The following is a 20,617-nucleotide window of genomic DNA, read 5'->3' on the forward strand; positions in this document are numbered from 1 at the left end:
CGGGGAGAAGTTATTGGGTCTGCGCGAGCGCGGACAACCCCTAACCAGGCAACCGACCAGCTAGGGGTGTCCGGTCCCGACCCGTCGCACTAGCGTCGCCTCGACCGGGTCCGCGCCGATCCGGTCGGAACCGCAGCCGCCGGAAGGACCGCCAGAGGATGACCACGCCAGATACCGACAACGGATTGTGGGTGCGACGTTTCCACCCGGCTCCGGGCGGCGCCCGGCGGTTGGTGTGCCTGCCGCACGCCGGCGGCTCGGCCAGCTTCTACTTTCCCGTCTCCCGCAGCCTCTCCCCCGGCGTCGAGGTGCTGTCGATCCAGTACCCGGGCCGGCAGGACCGCCGCCACGAGAAGTGCATCGGTGACATCCACCAGCTCGCGCGTGAGGTGTTCACCGTGCTGCGGCCGTGGATGGACGAGCCGGTGGCCATCTTCGGGCACAGCATGGGGGCCAGCGTCGGCTTCGAGCTCGCCCGGCTGATCGAGCAGGACGGCGGTTCGGCCGCGCACCTGTTCGCGTCCGGGCGTCGCGCGCCGTCCCAGTCGCGGCACGAGACGGTGCACCAGCTCGACGACGAGGGCCTGCTGGCCGACGTACGGAAGCTGAGCGGCACCAACTCCGCCATCCTCGGGGACCCGGAGATGCTGCGGGCCGCGTTGCCGGCGATCCGCAGCGACTACCGGGCCGCGGAGACCTACACCTACCAGCCGGGTCCGCCGCTGAGCTGCCCGATCACCGTCTTCACCGGCGACGACGACCCGAAGACGACGGTCGAGGAGGCCCGGGCCTGGTCGACCCACACCACGGGACCGTTCGACCTGAAGGTCTACCCGGGCGGGCACTTCTTCCTGGCCGAGCACCAGCCGGCGGTCCTGCGGGCCATCTCGACGGCCCTGAGCACCGCGCCGGCGGTCTGAATCCGAACGGCCGAGGGGCCCGTCCACCGGTGTCACGACCGGTCGGCGGGCCCCTCGGCTGTTCGGGGGCGTCACCGCTTGTGGCCGACCGCGATCACGTAGTCGAGCTGCGCCAGCTCGCGCTTCATGAGGTCCTGGTTCTTCCAGTGCGCGGCCATGCTCTTGCGGACGGCGGGCTTGACGACGGCGCGGAACTCCGGGTCCTCGGTCCGTCCGGCCATGTACGCCCGCCAGCCCTCCCAGGTGCGGTCCTTGATCGAGTGCACCTCCGGGTTGGCGAAGCCGGCCTCGACGAGTTCCTGCCGGTACGTGTCCCGGTCGTGCCAGTTCTCCTTGGGGATGCTGAACTTGACGAAGCTCAGCGGGCCGGACTGGATGGCCGCGCGGACGACGTCGCCGCTGACCGGGATGATGTCGGCCGTGGCCAGTACGCCGCCCGGGCGCAGCACCCGCAGCGCCTCGGCGAAGAACGCGCTACGCGGGTAGAAGTGGAAGGCCGACTCGAGGGCGACGACCCGGTCGAAGGTGTTGTCCTCGAAGGGCAGCTCGGTGGCGCTGCCCAGCCGGAAGTCGGTCCGGTCGGCGAGGCCCTCCTCCTGCGCCCGGCGCTGCGCCGCCTCGACGTGGTGCGGGGTGATGTTCAGGCCGTACACCTTGGCGACCTGGCGTTCGCGCAGCCACTTGAAGTCCTGGTCGGCGTAGCCGAAGCCGACGTCGAGGACGGTGTCGTCGGGCTTGAACCCGGCGGCGTCGGCCAGCTTGTCGGCCAGCGCCTCGGCGGCCGTGTCGAGGTCGGTGACCCCCTCGGACCAGTAGCCCACGTTCATGTAGTGGGTGCGGCGGGCGGCGAACTCGACGTCGGGCGACTGGATCTCGTAGAAGCGCCGGACCCGGGTGATGGGGTCGGCGGTGAAGACCGTGCGGATCGCCCGGCCGGCGATCTTCAGGTTCTCGAACATGTGGGTTCCTTCCGGTGGATGGATGCCGATCAGCCGCGCCGGACCTGCTGGCGCAGGTCCTCGACGAGCGCGGGCACACCGGCCGGGTCGGCGGCCGTGCCGAAGACGTAGAAGTCGGGCCGGACGAGCACCGCCACGGCGTCGTACCGCTTGAGGTGGGGCAGGTACACGTCGTCGAGGTCGAAGGCGGTCGGCGCGGCGCCGGGCCCGGTGGCGGGCGCACCGGCGGGAACGACCCGGACGACCCGGGCGCCGAGCGAGTCCAGTACGGCCCGGGCGTCCGCGTCGAGCAGGCCGTCGGGGTCCTCGGCGCAGAGCAGGACGAAGCCGGTGCCGACGACCTCGTCGAAGAGCCCGGTGCGGCCGTCGACCTCGACGCGTCCCTGCGGCATCGGCACTCCGGCGCCGGCGGCCTCGTCGGTGCGGCCGTGCAGCACCCCGCCGGCAAGGGGCTCCAGCAGGGAACGGGTGCGCGGGCGGGCGGTACGCCGGCGCAGCTCGGCGAGCATGGCGGCGTCCCGGCCGGCCGCGGCGGCGCGGTCCGTCTCGCAGATGACCGTGCCCGAGTCCATGGACATCCGGATGGCGTGCTGCACGTGCGCGCAGCGCTCCTCCTGGTAGGTGTCCAGCAGGGCCTCGTCGGCCAGGCCGCGGTGCACCAGGTCGAGCTTCCAGGCGAGGTTGAGGGCGTCGCGGAAGCCGGAACTCATCCCCTGCCCCATGAACGGCGGCATCACGTGCGCCGCGTCGCCGGCGATGAGGATCCGCCCGGAGCGCCAGCGCCCGGCCGAGCACGCCTGGGTGGTGTAGACGCCGTACCGCTCCAGGGTCGCGTTGTCGGGCGTGATGTCGAAGAGGCCGAGCAGCCGCCACACGCTCTCGACGCTCTCGAACTCCTCCCGGCTCTCCCCCGGCACCCGCATGAACTCCCACCGCCGGTGCCCGGGACCGGCCGACACGGCCGTGCGGGGGCGCGCCGGGTCGCAGACCTGGAGGTTGTTCGGCTTGAACTCGCGGGCCTCGTGCGGCACGACGTCGCAGACCAGCCAGTCGTACGTGAAGCCGAGGTCGGTGACGCCGCCGCCCAGGTGCTCCCGGACGAAGCTGTTGGCCCCGTCGCAGCCGACGACCCAGCGGGCCGCGCGGACCTCCTCGCCGTCCGGTCCGGCGATGGTGACCTCGACCCGGTCGTCGTGCTCGACCAGGCCGGTCACCTGGTACGGGCGCAGCACCGTGACGCCCGGCAGTTCCGCTCCCCGCTCGGCGAGCAACGCCTCCAGTCCCGGCTGGTAGAAGGAGACCGAGTCGGGCCAGCCCATCGGGCCGTCGCCGGTCACCTTGACGTGCAGCAGGGTCCGGCCGAAGCCGTTCTTGAAGGTGTACTCGCCCGACGACTCCACCACCGGGCCGAGCCGGTCGGCGACCCCGGCGGCGGCCAGGATGCGGCTCGCCTCCCCGTCGTACGACACGGCACGCGGGAAGTTGTACGGGGTGGCCCAGCGCTCGACCGCCGTGACGGTGAGCCCTCGCTGCGCCAGCAGGATCGTGAGCATCTCACCGACGGGGCCGTAGCCCACGATCAGGACGTCGGTCATCAGCATCGGTATCGGTTCCTCGCAGGGTCGGTCGGACACGGTGTCGCAGGGACGGCTGCCGTGTGGGGCGGCCGGACGGCCATCAGAGACCGAGTTCGGAGTCGATGAGGTCGAAGAGGTCGTCGTCGCTGGCCAGTTCGAGGTCGAGGTCGGGATCGCCGCCCGATCCGGCGCGCATCGTCCGCCACTTGGCGATGAGCACCTCCAGGCGGGACCCGATCTGCTCGTGCAGCTCCGGCTCCACGCTGGCCTCGGTCAGCGAGCGTTCGAGGTTCTCCAGGTCCGCGAGGACCGGCGGAACCGCCGGGCCGGTGTCCGGCGCCAGCTGCGACACCAGGAACGTGGCCAGCTCGTTCGGGTCCGGGTAGTCGAAGATCAGCGTGGCCGGCAGGCGCAGGCCGGTGGCAGTGGTGAGCCGGTTGCGCAGCTCGACGGCGGTCAACGAGTCGAAGCCGATCTGGCTGAAGGCCCGGCCGGGGGCGACCGCGGCCCGGCTGCCGTGCCCGAGCACGCTCGCCGCCTGCTCGCGTACGAGGTCGACCACCAGGGTGTGGCGCTCGGGTCCCGCCAGTGCCGCCAGCTCGTCGGCGAGGGTGCGCGCGCCGCCGCTCGGGGTGGCCGAGCGCGCGGTCGGCCGTTCCCGCCGCAGGAGCCCGCGCAGCAGGGCCGGGGGCCGCTCGACCCGTTCGCCGAGCGCGGCGACGTCGATCCTGGTCGGCACCAGCACCGGCTCGGCCAACCGCAGGCCCGCGTCGAACAGGGTCATGCCCAGGTCGGACGGGATCGCGAGCTGCCCGTCGCGGGCGGTGATGCGGGGGTCGGTGCGGTCCAGCTTGGCGGTCATCTCGCTGGCCTGCTCCCACAGCCCCCAGGCGAACGAGCGGCCCGGCAGGCCCTCGGCGCGACGCGCCAGGGCGAGCGCGTCGAGGAACGCGTTGGCCGCCGCGTAGTTGGCCTGACCGGGCACGCCGAAGACGCCCGCGCCGGAGGAGAACAGCACGAAGCCGGCCAGGTCGAGGTGGCGGGTGAGCTCGTGCAGGTGCCACGCGGCGTCGAGCTTCGGCGCGAAGACCGTGTCGACGCGCTGCGGCGTCAGGGCGGTGACCACCCCGTCGTCGAGCACCCCGGCGAGGTGCACGACCGCGGTCAGCGGGTGCCGCGCCGGTACCGCCGCCAGCACCCGGGCCAGGGTGTCCCGGTCGGCCACGTCGGCCGCCACCACCGTGGCCTCGGCCCCCAGCGCGCGCAGTTCGTCGACCGCCTCGGTCGCCCCGGGGGCCCGCTCGCCGCGGCGGCTGACCAGCAGCAGCCGCCGTACGCCGTGGGTCTCGACCAGCCGCCGGGCGACCAGCCGACCCAGGGTCCCGGTCCCGCCGGTCAGCAGCACCGTGCCCTCGGGGTCCCACGCCCGGGGCGTGGTCAGCACCACCTTGCCGACGTGCCGGGCCTGGCTGACGTGCCGGAACGCCTCCGGCGCCTGACGGACGTCCCACACCTGGGTGGGCAGCGGGGTGAGCGTCCCCCGTTCGAAGAGCCCCAGCAGCTCGACGAGCATGCGCTGCACCTCGTCGGGGTCCTCCAGGGTCAGGTCGAAGGCGGTGTAGGCCACCCCCGGGTGGTCGGCGGCGACGCGGTCGGCGTCGCGGATGTCGGTCTTGCCCATCTCGATGAACCGTCCGCCGCGCGGCAGCAGCCGCAGCGAGGCGTCCACGAACTCGCGGGCCAGCGAGTCCAGCACCACGTCGACGCCCCGTCCGCCGGTGGCCTCGGCGAAGCGGGTCTCGAAGTCGAGGGTCCGGGACGAGGCCAGGTGCTCCTCGTCGAGGCCCATCGACCGCAGGGCGTCCCACTTGGCGGGGCTGGCGGTGGCGTACACCTCGGCGCCGAGGTGCCGGGCGAGCTGCACGGCGGCCATGCCGACGCCGCCGGCCGCCGCGTGCACCAGCACCGACTCGCCCCGGGTGAGCCCGGCCAGGTTGACCAGCCCGTGGTACGCGGTCAGGAAGACCACCGGCACGGAGGCGGCCTCGACGTACGACCAGCCGGCCGGCATCGGGGCCAGCAGCCGGCGGTCGGTGACCGCGACGGGCCCGAAGCAGCCCACGAAGACCCCGAACACCCGGTCGCCGGGGCGCAGGTCGGTCACCTCGGCGCCCACCTCGACGACCTCGCCGGCGCCCTCGCCGCCGAGCGGCCCCGCGTCGCCCGGGTAGAGGCCGAGCGCGTTGAGCACGTCGCGGAAGTTCAGGCCGGCGGCGCGGACGCGGACCCGGACCTCGCGGGGGCCGAGGGCGACGTCGGCGGCGTCGGTGGGAACCAGGGTGAGGTTCTCCAGGCTGCCGCGCACCGGCGCGTCCAGGCGCCACGCGGCGGCGGGCGGTGCGGTCAGCTCGCCGGCCGAACCGGCCCGCGCCAGCCGCGGCACGTACGCCGTGCCGCCCCGGATCGCGGCCTGCGGCTCGTCCGCCGCCAGCAGGGCGGCGACCTGGTCGGGGCCGATCCCGTCGCCGTCGACGTCGACGACGACCACCTGGCCCGGGTTCTCCGACTGGGCGGAGCGCACCAGACCCCACGCCGCCGCAGCGGCCGGGTCGGTCACCTCGCCGGCGTGGTGCACGGCCACCGCGCCCCGGGTCACCAGCAGCAGCCGGGACGCCGCCCAGCGGGGCTCGGTGAGCCAGCGCCGGACCAGGTCGAGGGCCCGTACGGCGGCGTGGCGCGCCGCGCGGGGGGTGGGCTGCGCGGGGTCCGCGTCGAGCGGCACGAGCACGACCCCGGGCAGGGCCAGTCCCGCGTCGACGGCGTCGGCGAGCCCGTCCAGTCCCGGCTGGAACGGGAACCCGGCCAGGCCGGGGGCGACGGCCACGGCGTCGACCGGGGTGGCCGCGTCGGCCGGCGGCAGCGGCGTCCAGTCGATCCGGAACAGGGCGTCGCGGGTGGCGCGGTCGTCGGTGACGGCCAGCTCCGCGGTGGAGATCGGCCGCATGGTCAGGGCGGTCACCTCGGCGACCGGGGCGCCGGTCGGGTCGGCGGCGGTCAGCGCGATGGCGTGCGGCCCGACCTGGGTGAGCCGTACCCGCAGGGCGTTCGCGCCGGTGGCGTGCAGGCTGACGCCGTTCCAGGCGAACGGCAGCAGCAGCCGCCCGTCGCCGGCCCCGGCGAGACCGCCGAAGTGCGCGGCGTGCAGGGCGGCGTCGAACAGGGCCGGGTGCAGACCGTAGCGGTCGGCGTCGACCCGCTGGGCCGCCGGCAGCTCCACCTCGGCGTAGACCTCGTCGCCGCTGGTCCACACCGCGCGCAGCCCCTGGAACGCCGGCCCGTACGCGTAGCCGTCGGCCGCCAGCCCGGCGTAGAAGCCGGTCAGGTCGACGGGCCGGGCGTCGCGCGGCGGCCACGTGGTGAGCTGCGGCGGTGCGGCGGGCTGGTCGGCGCAGAGGGTGGCGCTGGCGTGCCGGGTCCACGGGGTGCCCGCCGGCGCGTCGGCGGGTCGGGAGTGCACGGTCACCGGCCGGCGCCCGTCGTCGCCGCCCGCGCCGACCGCCACCTGCACCTGTGTGGCCCCGTCGGCGGGCAGGGTCAGCGGGGCCTCGATGACCAGCTCGTCGAGGCCGGGGTGGCCGATCTCGTCGCCGACGCGGAGGCAGAGCTCCACCAGGCCGGTGCCGGGCACCAGCACGCTGTCGGTGACGCGGTGGTCGGCCAGCCACGGCTGCGCGTCGGTCGACAGCCGCCCGGTGAACAGGTGGCCCCTCGTCTCGGCCAGCGCGATCGACGCGCCGAGCAGCGGGTGCCCGGCGGCGTCCAGGCCGGCGGCGCCCACGTCGCCGACCTCGCGCAGGGGCCGGGGCCAGTAGCGGCGGTGGGCGAACGCGTACGTGGGCAGGTCGACCCGCCGGCCGCCGGCCAGCGCGGGCCGCCAGTCCACGGCGATCCCGTACACGTGCAGCTGGGCCAGGGAGAGCAGGAACCGTTCCCGGTCGCCCTGGTCGCGCTGCACCGAGCCGACCACCACGGTCTCGCCCTCGTGGTCGGCGAGGGTCTCCTCGACGCCGACGGTGAGCACCGGGTGCGGGCTGCACTCGACGTACGTGTCGTGGCCCTGGGCCGCCAGCGAGCGGATCGCCCCTTCCAGCTCGACGGGCTGCCGCAGGTTGCGGTACCAGTAGTCGGGCCCCATCTCCTCGCCGTCGAGCCAGCGCAGGTCGGTGGTGGAGAACAGCGGCACGGCCGCCGGGCCGGGGGCGATGCCGGCCAGCACCTCGGCCAGTTCGTCGCGGATGCGTTCCACCTGGGCGGAGTGGGAGGCGTAGTCGACGGCGATGCGCCGCACCCGGGCCTGTTCGCCGGCCAGTTCGGCGAGCAGTTCCTCGACCGCCTCCGGGTCGCCGGAGACCACGACGGCGGCCGGGCCGTTCACGGCGGCGACCGAGATCCGGTCGCCGAAGCGGGCGATCCGGTCGCGGACCGTGTCCGCGGGCAGCGCGACGGAGGCCATCGCGCCGTGCCCGGCCAGGGCCCGCAGCGCCCGGCTGCGCAGCGCCACCACCCGGGCGGCGTCGGGCAGGGAGAGCACCCCGGCGACGCAGGCGGCGGCGATCTCGCCCTGCGAGTGGCCGACCACGGCGGCCGGCTGCACGCCGTGCGAGCGCCACAGCTCGGCCAGGGACACCATCATCGCGAACAGGGCGGGCTGCACCACGTCGACCTCGTCGAGGCCGGGCGCGCCGGGCACCTGGCGCAGCACGTCCAGCAGCGACCAGTCCAGGTACGGCCGAAGGGCCGCGTCGCAGGCCGCCATGCGTTCGGCGAAGACGGGGGCCTGGTCGAGCAGGTCCAACCCCATGCCGAGCCACTGGGAGCCCTGCCCGGGGAAGACGAAGACGCACCGGCCGGCGGGCCGGGCCTCGCCCCGCGTCACCGCCGGGTCGGGCCGGCCGTCGGCGAGGGCGTCGAGGGCGGCGGCGACGCGCTCCGGCGACGCGCCGACCAGCACCGCCCGGGAGTCGAAGGTGCTCCGGCTGGTGGCCAGCGACCAGGCCACGTCGAGGGGCCGCTGGTCGGGCCGCTCGGCGAGGTGCTCGCGCAGCCGGCGGGCCTGGCCGGCGAGCGCCTCGGGGGTACGCGCGGAGAGCAGCCACGGTAGGGCGTGCGCCTGCGGCGGCGTGGGAGCCTCGGGGGCCTGCGGCGTCGGTTCGGCGACCGCCTCGACGATCACGTGGGCGTTGGTGCCGCTGATGCCGAACGACGAGACGCCGGCGCGGGCCGGCCGGGCCGCCGGGCGCCACGGTCGTGCCTCGGTGAGCAGCTCCACGGCCCCCGAGTCCCAGTCGATCCGCGAGCTGCGGCGCTCGGCGTGCAGGGTGCGGGGCAGCCGGCCGTGCCGCATGGCGAGAACCATCTTCAGCACCCCGGCCACGCCGGCCGCGGCCTGGGTGTGCCCGAGGTTGGACTTGACCGAGCCGAGCAGCACCGGCGGGGTGCCGGCGGGGCGCTGCCCGTACGTGGCGAGGATCGCTTCGGCCTCGATGGGGTCGCCGAGCGACGTGCCGGTGCCGTGCGCCTCGACGACGTCCACCTCGGCGGCGCTCAGCCCGGCGGCGCTGAGCGCGGCCTTGATGACCCGTTCCTGCGACGGCCCGTTCGGGGCGGTCAGCCCGTTGGACGCGCCGTCCTGGTTGACCGCCGAGCCGCGGACCACGGCCAGCACGGGGTGGCCCCGGCGGCGGGCGTCGGAGAGGCGCTCGACCACCAGCATCCCGACGCCCTCGGACATACCGAAGCCGTCGGCGTCCTCGGCGAACGCCTTGCACCGCCCGTCGGCGGCGAGACCGCGCTGCCGGCTGAAGCCGGTCAGCCCGGCCGGGGTGGACATCACCGACACGCCGCCGGCGAGGGCCAGGTCGCAGTCGCCCTGGCGCAGGGCCTGCACGGCCAGGTGCAGCGCCACCAGGGACGCCGAACAGGCGGTGTCCACGGTGACGGCCGGTCCCTCCAGCCCGAGCGCGTACGCCACGCGGCCGGAGAGGACACTGCCGGCCGTGCCGGTGAGCAGGTGCCCCTCGTCGGCGGTGACCTCGCCGTCGTCGGACACGACGCCGGGGGCGACCCGGTCGGCGTAGTCCTGCCCGTGGGTGCCGGCGAAGACACCGGTACGGCTGCCGCGCAGGGTGACCGGGTCGATGCCGCCGCGCTCCAGCGCCTCCCAGGAGGTCTCCAGCAGCAGCCGGTGCTGCGGGTCCATGGCGAGGGCCTCGCGGGGGCTGATGCCGAAGAACGCGGCGTCGAAGTCGGCGAGCCCGGTGAGGAACCCACCGGCCCGCACGTACGTCCGGCCGGGCGTGCCGGGCACCGGGTCGTAGAGGTCGGCCAGCGGCCAGCCGCGGTCGTCGGGCAGGTCGCCGATGACGTCGGCGCCCGCGTCCAGCAGTCGCCACAGCTCCTCCGGGGAGCCGATGCCGCCGGGGAACCGGCAGGCCATCGCGACGATCGCGACCGGTTCGTCCAGGGCGACGGTGGTGGCGTCGGTGACCTCGGTGGCGGCGGTGCCGAGCAGCCGGGCGTGCAGGTGCGCGGCGAGCAGCTCCGGGGTGGGGTGGTTGAACACGGCGTGCGGGGCGAGCCGGACGCCGGTGACGGCGGTGAGCCGGTTGCTCAGCTCCACGGCCATCAGCGAGTCGAAGCCGAGGTCCTTGAACGGGCGGCGCGGCTCGACCTGCTCGGGGCCGGTGTGTCCGACCACGGTGGCGCACCGGGTGCGGACGAGCTCCAGCAGCAGCTCGGCGCGGTCGGGCTCGGCGAGTTCGGCCAGCCGGTCGGCGAAGCTGCTGGCGGAGGCGGGCGCGGAGGCGGCGTTGACGGCCCGGCGGGGCGGCGGCGGCAGCAGGGCCCGCAGTAGGGCGGGCACCTCGCCGGAGGTGCGTACGGCGGCCAGGTCCAGCCCGATCGGCACGAGCGCCGGCCGGTCGACGTGCAGGGCGGCGTCGAACAGCGCCAGTCCGGCGGTCGTTTCGAGGGGGCGGGTGCCGCCCCGGGCGAGCCGGGCCAGGTCCGCCGGGGTGAGCCGGCCGGCCATCCCGTCCTGGGCGGCCCACAGCCCCCAGGCCAGCGCGGTCGCCGGAAGGCCCTGGGCGCGACGGTGTGCGGCGAGCGCGTCGAGGAACGCGTTGCCGGCCGCGTAGTTGCCCTGACCGGGGCTGCCGAAGGTGGCGGCGGCCGAGGAGAAGAGCACGAACGCGGCCAGGTCGAGGCCGGCGGTGAGCTCGTGCAGGTGCCACGCGCCGTGCACCTTGGACCGCAGGGCCCGTGCCCAGCGGGCCGGGTCGAGGTCGGTGAGCAGGGCGTCGTCGGTGGCCCCGGCGGCGTGCACGACGGCGACCAGCCGGTCGGCCAGCGGGGCCACGACCTCGGCGAGCGCCGCCCGGTCGGCGACGTCGGCCGCGACCACGCGGACGGTGACGCCGGCCTCGGTCAGCGCGGTCGTCCAGTCGCCGGTCCGGCCGCTGCGGCTGACCAGCACCAGCTCGGCGACGCCGTGCACGGTGGCGAGGTGGGTGGCGACGTGCCGGCCGATCCCGCCGGTGCCGCCGGTGACGAGCACGGTGCCGCCGGCCAGCGCCGCGAGCGGCGTGCCGGTCGGGGGCCGGTCGACGGGGTGGAGCCGGGGCAGCAGCGCCCGGCCGTCGCGGACGGCGACCTCGGGTTCGTCCGCCGCGACGGCCAGCGCCGACCGGACGGTGGCGTCGTCGGTGGCGTCGAGGCTGAGCAGGAGGAAGCGGTCGGGCTGCTCGGCCTGGGCGACCCGGACCAGCCCGGCCACCGGGGCGTGCACCGGGTCGCCGTCGCGCACGGCGAGGGCGAGGCGGGTGGTCTCCGCGCGGGGGTCGGCCAGCCAGTCCTGGAGCACGCCGAGCACGGCGAGGCCGACGGTGTGCGCCCGGTCGGGCACCGGCCGGCCCGGCTCCCCGTCGCCGACCCGCAGCACCAGCAGCGGCGGCAGCGGCCCGTCCGGCGGCGTACCGTCGGCGAGCGTCCAGGTGGGCGCCGGGGTCGCCGGGAACGCCGCGGGCAGCCAGTCGACGGCGTACAGCCCGGCGGGCGCGGTCGGGGGCGCCGGCGCGTCGGCGGGCGGCAGGTCCACGCTCCGCAGCACCACCCGGTCCACGTCGAGCACGGGCACGCCCGCGTCGTCGACGGCGCTCAACGTCACCGCGTCCGCACCGGCCGGGGCCAGGCAGACGCGCAGCGCGTGCGCCCCGACGGCGTACCGGCGCACGCCCGTCCACTCGGTGGGCAACAGCCGGGCGGCGGGCCCGGCGTCGGCGCCGGGTGCGAAGTCGGCGAGCGGGAGCAGGCGCAGGGCCGCCTCCAGCACCAGCGGGTGCACGCCGTACCGCTCGGCGTCCGGGTCGCGGGCGTCCTCGGGTAGGCGTACGTCGACGAAGAGCCGGTCGGCGGCCACCCACGCGGCCCGGGCCAGCTCCCCGGCCAGCGCGCGGTGCTGCGGGGCGGTCAGGTCCACCGGCCGGGCCCCGGCGGGCGGCCAGGTCGGGGCGAGGGTGCCCCGCCCGTTCTCCGGGTCGACCGGGCCGAGCACGGCCTCGGCGACCTCACGCCAGGGCTGCCCGTCGCCGGCCCGGACGTGGCAGCGCGCCACGCGGCGCCGGTGCTCGTCGGGCGCGGAGAGGCCGACCTGCACGTCGAGGGTCGCCTCGCCGGGCAGCGGCACCGGCCCGGGGACGCTCAGCCGCTGCACGGTCGGTGCGCCGAACTGGTCGCCGAGGTGGGTGAGCATGTCCAGCAGGGCGGTGGCGGGCAGCACGGCGGCGGTGCCGTCGGCGGGGGCGGCCAGCCACGGCCGGGCGGCCGTGGGGACCTGACCGGTGCAGACGACCTGCCCGGTGCCGGCGACCGGCAGTACGCCGCCGAGCAGCGGGTGCCCGGCGTCGGCCAGCCCGACGCCGGCCGGGCCACCGGCGCCGGTGGGAGCGGGCAGCCAGTAGTGCCGGCGCTGGAAGGCGTACGTGGGCAGGTCGACGCGGCGGTGCGGCCCGGGGCCGGCGAGGGCGGCGCGGTCCACGGCGATGCCCCGCACGTGCAGCCGCGCCACGGCGGCGAGCAGCGCCTCGGCCTCGCCTGCGGTGCCCCGGACGGCGGGGACGAACGCCAGCTCGTCGGCCTCGGCGACGAGGCAGTCCTGGGCCATCGCGGTGAGTACGCCGGCCGGGCCGATCTCCAGGAAGGTGGTGACGCCCTGCCCGTGCAGGGCCCGTACGCCGTCGTGGAAGCGGACGGTGGCCCGCACGTGCGCCACCCAGTAGTCGGGCGAGCAGAGCCGGGCCGGGTCGACGGGGTGACCGGTCAGGTTGGACACCACCGGCAGGTGCGGGGTGCGGTACGTGAGGCCGGCGGCCAGCGCGCGGAACTCGTCGAGCATCGGCTCCATGCGCGGCGAGTGGAACGCGTGCGACACCCGCAGCCGGCTGGTCCGGCGCCCGGCGGCGCGCAGGGTGGCCGCGACGGCCAGCACCGCGTCGGTGTCGCCGGAGACGACCACGCTGGTGGGCCCGTTGACGGCGGCGAGGCCAACCCGGTCGGTCAGGTGCGCGGCGACCTCGGCCTCGTCGGCCTCGACGGCGACCATCGCGCCCCCGGCGGGCAGCTGCTGCATCAGCCGGGCGCGGGCGGCGACGAGTGCCGCCGCGTCGGCGAGGGGGAACACCCCGGCCACGTGCGCGGCGGCCAGTTCACCGACGGAGTGGCCGAGCACGGCGTCGGGGCGCACTCCCCAGGATTCCAGGAGGCGGTAGAGCGCCACCTCGAAGGCGAACAGCCCGGGCTGGGTGTAGAGGGTCTGGTCGAGCAGCTCCGCCAGCTCGGTGCCCTCGGCGGCGAGGACGACGTCCGCGACGGGGTGCGCGGCGTGGCCGGCGAGGCAACGGTCGAGTTCGGCGCAGGCGGCGTCGAAGGCGTCGGCGAAGACCGGGTACGCGGCGTGCAGCTCGCGCCCCATGCCGGCGCGCTGGCCGCCCTGCCCGCCGAAGAGCAGGCCGAGCTGGCCGTCGACGACCCGGCCGGTCAGCACGGTCGGCACGTCGGGGTCCGGCTCGCCGCGGGTCAGCGCGGTCAGGCCCGTACGGGCGGTGGCCGGGTCGGCGGCCAGCACCACGGCCCGGTGTTCGAGGGCGGCGCGGGTGGTGGCGAGCGCGTGCCCGACGTCGGCCGGGTCGGCGTGCGCCCCCGGCCCGTCGAGCCAGGCCAGCAGGCGGGCCGCCTGGTCGCGCAGCGCCTCGCCGGAGGCGGCGGCGAGCAGCCACGGCACGGGCGGTCGCCGGGTGGCGGCCCCGGGCGACGGCTGCCGTTCGGCGGTTCCGGACGGCGGCTGCCGGTCCGCGTCCCGCGGTCCGGCCGACGGGTCGGCGGGCGCCTCGACGATGACGTGGGCGTTGGTGCCGCTGATGCCGAACGACGACACGCCGGCGCGGCGGGGCCGGCGTACGTCGGGCCACGGGCGGGCCTCGGTGAGCACCTCGACGGCGCCGGCCGACCAGTCCACCTCCGACGTCGGGGCGTCCACGTGCAGGGTGCGCGGCAGCGTCCCGTGCCGCATGGCGAGCACCATCTTGATCACCCCGGCGGCCCCGGCGGCGGCCTGGGTGTGGCCGAGGTTGGACTTCAGCGAGCCCAGCCGCAGAGGTTCGGCGTCGCCGCGTCCCACCCCGTACGTGGCGAGCAGCGCCTGAGCCTCGATCGGGTCGCCCAGCCGGGTGCCGGTGCCGTGTGCCTCGACGACGTCCACGTCGGCGGCGGAGAGCCCCGCCGCGTCCAGCGCCCGGCGGATGACCCGCTCCTGGGCGGGCCCGTTGGGGGCGGTCAGCCCGTTGGACGCGCCGTCGGAGTTGACGGCGGAGCCCCGCAGCACGGCGACGACGGGGTGCCCGCGCCGGCGGGCGTCGGAGAGCCGTTCCAGCAGCAGCACGGCGACGCCCTCGGACCAGCCGGTGCCGTCGGCGCCGTCGGCGAACGCCTTGCACCGGCCGTCCGGGGCGAGCCCGCGCTGCCGGCTGAACTCCACGAACGCCTGCGGGGTGCCCATCACCGCCACGCCGCCGGCCACGGCGAGGGAGCAGTCGCCGGCACGCAGCGCCTGGGCGGCCAGGTGCAGCGCCACCAACGACGACGAGCACGCCGTGTCGACGGTGACCGCCGGCCCCTCCAGCCCGAGCGCGTACGCGACGCGGCCGGAGACGACGCTGCCGGCGGTGCCGACGCCGAGGTAGCCCTCGGTGCCGGGCGGCGCCTGGCGCAGGTTCGCGGCGTAGTCGTGGTGCATGACGCCGGTGAAGACGCCGGTGGCGCTGCCGCGCAGCGAAGTGGGGTCGATGCCGGCCCGCTCGAACAGCTCCCAGGACGTCTCCAGCAGCAGCCGCTGCTGCGGATCCATGGCGAGCGCCTCGCGGGGGCTGATCGCGAACAGGGTGGCGTCGAAGTCCGCGGCGTCGGTGAGGAAGCCGCCGACCCGCACGTACGAGGTGCCGGGACGGTCGGCGTCGTCGGAGAACAGGTGCGCCAGGTCCCAGCCCCGGTCGGTGGGGAACTCCGTGAGCCCCTCGCGGCCCTGCTCGACCAGCTCCCACAGCTCTTCGGGGGAACCGACGCCGCCGGGCAGCCGGCAGGCCATGGCCACGACGACCACCGGATCGTCCACGGTGGACGGGCTCGGCCGGTCCGTTTCGGGGCCGACCTGTCCGGTGGCGCCGCGCAGGCGCTCGGCGAGGTGTCGGGCGAGGGCGTCCGGGCTGGGCCGGTCGAACGCGGCCGTGGCGGAGAGCCGTACCCCGGTGGCCCGCGCCAGCCGGTCACGCAGGGCGACCGCGCTGACCGAGGTGAAGCCGAGTTCCTTGAAGGCGCGGCCAGGGCGGACGGCCGCCGGGCCGGACAGGCCGGCCACCTCGGCGGTGGCGGCGCGTACGAGGTCGAGCAGGAGCCGGTCCCCCTCGGCGGTGCCCAGCCCGGCCAGCCGGCGGCGCAACTCGGCGGCGTCCCGGTCGTCCGTGGCGTCGCCGGGCGCCGCGACGGGCCCGCGCCAGGCGGGGTGCGCGGTGTCGGCGTGGCCCGCCGGGCGGGCGAGCAGGACCAGGTCGTCGCCGTCGTGCGCCACGTCGAACGCGGCGAGGTCGGCGCGTACGGCCGCCGTCGCGGCACCGGTCCGCTCCCCCGGGTGGCGTGCGGTCGCCCCGGCGGTGCCGGGCGACGGCTCCCGGTCGGCGGGCGCGGTCGTGCCGACGAGGCGGGCCGGGAGACCGGCGGCGAGGCGGCGGGCGGCCAGGGCGTGCAGCGCCCCGACGGCGGCGGCGGCCCGTTCCCGGCCGGCGGCGCCCAGCAGCAGGGCGGACGGGACGAGGACGGTGAACGCGGCGGCCGGTTGCCGGGTCGCCGCGTCCAGCGCCGCGGCGAGGCCGAGCAGCCGGGCCACGCCCTCGTCGTCGGCCAGGTCGTCCTCGGACGGGCAGAGCACGACACCGCCGGTCGGCTCGTCGCCCGCCTGGCCGGCGGGCACGACGGCGGCCTCGGCGCCGGCGGCGGAGAGTTCGGCGGCCAGGTCGCTCAGGGCTGCCCCGGCCGTGTCGCCGACGTGCAGCAGCCGCAGCCGGCGGACCCGGTGCGCGGCGACGAGGTGCCGGGCCAGCGCCGCGCCGGTCGGTCCGTCGGCGCCGGTGATCGACACCGGGCGGTCCGGGTCGGCCACGGTCGCCGGCCGCGCCGGCACGGCCGCCGGGGCCGGCACGAGGGCCGCGTGCCGGGCGGCGCCGGCCCGCAGCGCGACCTGCGCGGCGCCGGCATCCACCACGGCGGGCAGCAGGGCGACCGACCGGTGTCCGGCGTCGTGGTCTACCAGCACGATCCGGTCCGGGTACGCGGCCTGGAGGGCGCGCCCGATCGCCGGGACGGCACCGGCCGCCGGATCGGGCCCGACCCCTCCGGCGGCGTCGCCTGCGCCGGCCGCGTCGGCGGGCGCGTCGCCCGCGTCGGGGCCGGTCGGGTCGTCGCCGGCCGGGCCGGTCAGCAGCACCAGCCGGGTGCCGGCGAACCGGTCGTCGTCGAGCCAGCCACGCAGCCGGTCGGCGAGGTCCGGCACGGCGGCGTCGGCCGGCCCGGCCAGCAGCACCGTCACGTCGGGCACGTCCGGGGCCTCGCGCAGGGCGGGCAGGTCCCGGTGGCACCGGAACCGGTCCCCGGGCGCCGCCGCGCGCAGCGGCTCCACCAGCGCCTCGCTGCCCGGGCCGACGAGCGCCCAGTGTCGGGCCGGGGCGACGGCGGCCTGCGCGGCCGTCGGGACGGGCGCTTCGAGCGGCGGTACGGCGGCAAGGTCCAGCGGCCGCCAGGCGAGCAGGCTCAGCGCCTCGTGGTGGCTGCCGTTGACCGCCCGCAGCCGCGCCGGCCGCTCGAGCAGGAGCCGCCGGGTGACCTTGCCGGAGGCCGTGCGCGGCACCTGCCCGATCTCGTACAGCTCCTCCGGCACCTTGTGGTAGGACAGCTTCTCCCGGCAGGCCGCGTACCCGGCGCGGGGGTCGAAGCCCTCCGGACCGGGCACCACGAACGCCACCGGCACCTCGCCGAGCACGTCGTGCGGGCGGCCGGTCACCGCCACGTCCGCGACGCCGGGCACGGCGCGCAGCGCCTCCTCCACCTCGGCCGGGTGGATCTTCTCGCCGCCCCGGATGATCAGTTCCTGGTGCCGGCCGGTGACGAAGATGTTGCCGTCGGCGTCGCGGCGGGCCAGGTCACCGGTGCGGTACCAGCCGTCGCGCAGGGCGGCGGCGGTGACCTCCGGCAGGCCGTGGTAGCCGAGCATGACGCTCGGGCCGCTGACCCAGACCTCACCCTCGGCGCCGATCGGCACGTCCAGGCCGGTCTGCGGGCTGACCAGGCGCACCTCGACGCCGGGCACCGCGCGCCCGCAGGAGCCCTCGACGCGGGGCTGGTCCGGCCGGGTCACGGCGATCGACCCGCAGGTCTCCGTGCTGCCGTACGCGTCGAGCAGCGGCGCGTCGAAGACCTCGTCGAACGCCCGGCGCAGCGCGCCGGTGGTGATCGCCCCGCCGACCAGGCAGACCCGCAGGGCCGGGGCGCGGAAGCCGGTCTCCCGGGCGGCGGTGACCAGGTGGTGGTACATGGCCGGCACGCCGGCCAGCACGGTGGCCTCGTCCTCGTCGACCGCGCGCAGCACGTCGTCGGCGGAGAAGCCGTCGATGAGCCGGGCCGTGGCGCCGACCGCGGTCACGCTGAGCACGCACCCGATGTGCGAGAGGCTGTGGAACAGCGGCAGCGGCCAGACCACCCGGTCGGCGTCGGTGAGCCCGGGGATCGGCACGTAGCAGGCGGCGACGGACCAGAGGCAGGTGCGCTGGGTGGAGAGCACGCCCTTGGGCCGACCGGTGGTGCCGGAGGTGTAGAGCATCCAGGCGACCTCGTCGAGCCCCAGGTCGTCGCGGGCGTCCACGCCCGGCTCGGTGTCGACCAGGTCGCGCCACGCGGTGACCCCGGCGGGCACCGGGCCGTCCCCGGTCACCACGAGCCGCAGGGCCCGCCGGTCGGCGCGCAGCCGCAGCAGTTGGTCGAGGTGCCGCTGGTCGGTGACCACCAGCACCGCACCGGAGTCGTCCAGCAGGTGGGCCAGTTCCGCGTCGGTGCTGTGCGGGTTCACCGGTACGCCGACCGCGGCGGCCCGCGTCACGGCCAGCCAGGTCTCGACCGTCTCCACCCGGTTGCCGAGGCAGAAGGCGACCCGGTCGCCCCGCCCGACGCCCGAGGCCGCCAGGTGACCGGCCAGCCGGCGGGTCCGCGCCGCCAGGTCGGCGTAGCCGACCGCCCGGCGCTCGTCGCGGAACGCGACCTTGTTCCCCAACCTGGCGGCGTGCGCCTCGATCAGATCGGACAACGGCTGGATCAGGTCGCTCCGAAGCATGTCACCACATCCGTCCGTCGGCGAGACTTCTCATCCGCGGCGTAGACCCCGCTCGCCGTAGCGGCCCAAGTCTTCCGAGCACCCTGCCGGTGTCCTACCCCTGTCACCCCCTAAGTCGTCCCCAGTTCGGACCGCCGATCCGGTGGCGGGACGGGCCGCAGGTCGATGATGGTGCGACCCCCGCAGACCGTCGAGTCCCGTGCTCCACCCGCCCGTCAGCCGAGGTGCCGTCGTTGGAACGCTGCTGGATGTTCGCCCGCTCGGCCGTGCCGGCCGAGGGATGCCCGAACGCGCGGGTGATCGAGCTGGTCGGAACGGTCCTCACCGGCCTGGTCGCCGCCGCCCGCCGGGCCGATCCGGGCCTGGACTGGTTCTTCGACCCGGAGGGCTCGCCCGCCGGGCCACACGTGAGCCTCGGCTTCCACGCCACCCCGCCCGCGCTCGCCGCGGTACGGACGCGGCTGCTCGCGTACGACCCGGGGGTGTCCTTCCCCGCCGACCGCCGGGTGGTGCGCGACGCCGCCCGGGGCGGCCCGCTCGCGTCCGCCGGCAGCGACCTGGCCCTGACCCTGCTCGGCGGGGACGCACCCTGGCTGGCCGGCGTCGAGCTGCCGCTGGCCGTGGCGCACCTGCGGCACCTGACGGCGCTGGTGCCGGCGGCCGACCGGCTGGCGTTCCTCTTCCTGCACTGGCAGGAACGCAGCCAGCGGCTCACCGGCGCGCAGCGGCGGGACCTGGCGGCGCAGGCGGACGCCGGGGCGGAGAAGATCGTCCTGTCGGCCGGCGACCTGCCGCTGGGCGGGGAGGTCGCCGTGGCGTGGCAGCACTACCTGGACCGGGTGGCCGACGTGGTCGGCCGGGAGCATCCGGCGGCGCCGTCCGGCTTCCTGCTGGCGCACCACGCGCAGCTCACCCACGACCGGTGGGGCATCGGGCCGCAGGTCGACTCGCTGGCCGCGCTGGCGCTGCGCCTGTCGATGGTCCGGGACCGCCCGGTCGTCGTCGCGCCCGTCCCCGTCGCCCAGAGGAGGCAGCAACCCCATGCAAGCGTCCGCACCTGAGCGCCGCGCCCCCGCCGAGCCCGCCCGGATCGAGGTGGCGCTCGGGGAGCGCGCGTACCCGGTGCTGATCGGCCCCGGCGTGCGCCACCGGCTGCCGGCGGAGGTGGCGCGGATCGGCGCGCGGCGGGTCGTGGTGGTCTCGGCCCGGCCGCCGGAGTGGACGCCCGACCCGGGCGTGCCGCACCGGGTGGTGCCGGCCCGCGACGGCGAGCACGACAAGAACCTGGCCACGGTGGAGCAGCTCTGCCGGGCGTTCGCCGAGTTCGGGCTGACCCGCGCCGACGCCGTCGTCTCCTGCGGCGGCGGGACGACCACGGACGTGGTCGGGCTGGCCGCCGGCCTCTACCACCGGGGCATCGCGGTGATCCACCTGCCGACCTCGCTGCTCGCCCAGGTGGACGCCAGCGTCGGCGGGAAGACCGCGGTCAACCTGCCGGAGGGCAAGAACCTCGTCGGGGTGTACTGGCAGCCCCGGGCGGTGCTCTGCGACACCGAGCACCTGGACACGCTGCCGCGCCGGGAGTGGCGCAACGGGTACGGCGAGATCGCCCGGGCGCACTTCATCGGCGCGGGCGAGCTGCGCGGCCGCCCGGTGGCGGAGCAGATCGCCGCCTGCGTGGGGCTCAAGGCCCGGGTGGTGGCGGCCGACGAGCGAGACTCCGGCCTGCGGCACATCCTCAACTACGGCCACACCCTGGGCCACGCGTTGGAGCGGGCCACCGACTTCGGGCTGCGGCACGGCGAGGCGGTCGGCGTCGGCACGGCCTTCGCGGGCCGGCTGGCCGGCGTCCTCGGCCGCGTCCCTGCCGAGCGGGTGGCCGAGCACCACGACGTCGTGGCGGGGTACGGCCTCGACACCGACCTGCCCACCGGCGTCGACCACGACGAGCTGATCGCGCTGATGCGCCGGGACAAGAAGGCGACCTCCGGTCTGTCCTTCGTCCTGGACGGCCCGGCCGGGCCCGAGCTGGTCGCCGACATCCCCGAGTCCGCCGTCCGGGCCGCTCTCACGGGCATGTGACGCCCGGCCGCTCGTACGGCGTCCGGGTCGGGCGGTTCGGCAGGCACCGTCGCCACCCACTGCGGCCCCGCTGGGGCGGACCGGTCTCCCCCGGGC

General features: G+C 76.6%; 6 protein-coding genes. 3 read left to right on the forward strand and 3 right to left on the reverse strand.

From position 1 onward, the window contains the following. Window positions 1-158: 158 nt before the first annotated feature. Window positions 159-920 carry a thioesterase II family protein gene (locus GA0070610_RS16060; protein ID WP_089000791.1) on the forward strand — a complete coding sequence of 254 codons (762 nt, stop codon included), beginning with the start codon at window positions 159-161 and terminating at the stop codon, window positions 918-920. A gap of 71 nt (window positions 921-991) precedes the next feature. Here GA0070610_RS16060 and GA0070610_RS16065 read toward each other — a convergent pair whose 3' ends face one another. The 3 genes from GA0070610_RS16065 to GA0070610_RS16075 form a co-directional block, all read right to left on the reverse strand. After that, on the reverse strand, window positions 992-1,879 hold the full coding sequence (locus tag GA0070610_RS16065; protein WP_089000792.1) for a class I SAM-dependent methyltransferase: 888 nt from the start codon (window positions 1,877-1,879) through the stop codon (window positions 992-994). A gap of 29 nt (window positions 1,880-1,908) precedes the next feature. Beyond that, window positions 1,909-3,480, reverse strand: a complete 1,572-nt coding sequence (mhpA, locus tag GA0070610_RS16070) for a bifunctional 3-(3-hydroxy-phenyl)propionate/3-hydroxycinnamic acid hydroxylase MhpA (RefSeq protein WP_089000793.1) — start codon at window positions 3,478-3,480, stop codon at window positions 1,909-1,911. 76 nt (window positions 3,481-3,556) lie between these two features. After that, complete coding sequence (locus GA0070610_RS16075) at window positions 3,557-18,439, reverse strand: type I polyketide synthase (RefSeq protein WP_089000794.1); 14,883 nt, start codon at window positions 18,437-18,439, stop codon at window positions 3,557-3,559. A 224-nt stretch (window positions 18,440-18,663) separates the two neighbouring features. Here GA0070610_RS16075 and GA0070610_RS16080 point away from each other — a divergent pair, with 224 nt between their 5' ends. Beyond that, the gene (locus tag GA0070610_RS16080) at window positions 18,664-19,500 is read left to right on the forward strand and encodes a hypothetical protein (RefSeq protein ID WP_231925594.1); all 837 of its coding nucleotides are present in this window, start codon (window positions 18,664-18,666) and stop codon (window positions 19,498-19,500) included. After that, window positions 19,481-20,521 (forward strand): 3-dehydroquinate synthase family protein, encoded by a 1,041-nt coding sequence (locus tag GA0070610_RS16085; protein ID WP_089000795.1) that lies wholly within the window; start codon window positions 19,481-19,483, stop codon window positions 20,519-20,521. Before GA0070610_RS16080 ends, GA0070610_RS16085 begins: the two co-directional genes overlap by 20 nt. Window positions 20,522-20,617 lie beyond the last annotated feature (96 nt).

Source organism: Micromonospora echinofusca (genome assembly GCF_900091445.1).
GTDB lineage: Bacteria > Actinomycetota > Actinomycetes > Mycobacteriales > Micromonosporaceae > Micromonospora > Micromonospora echinofusca.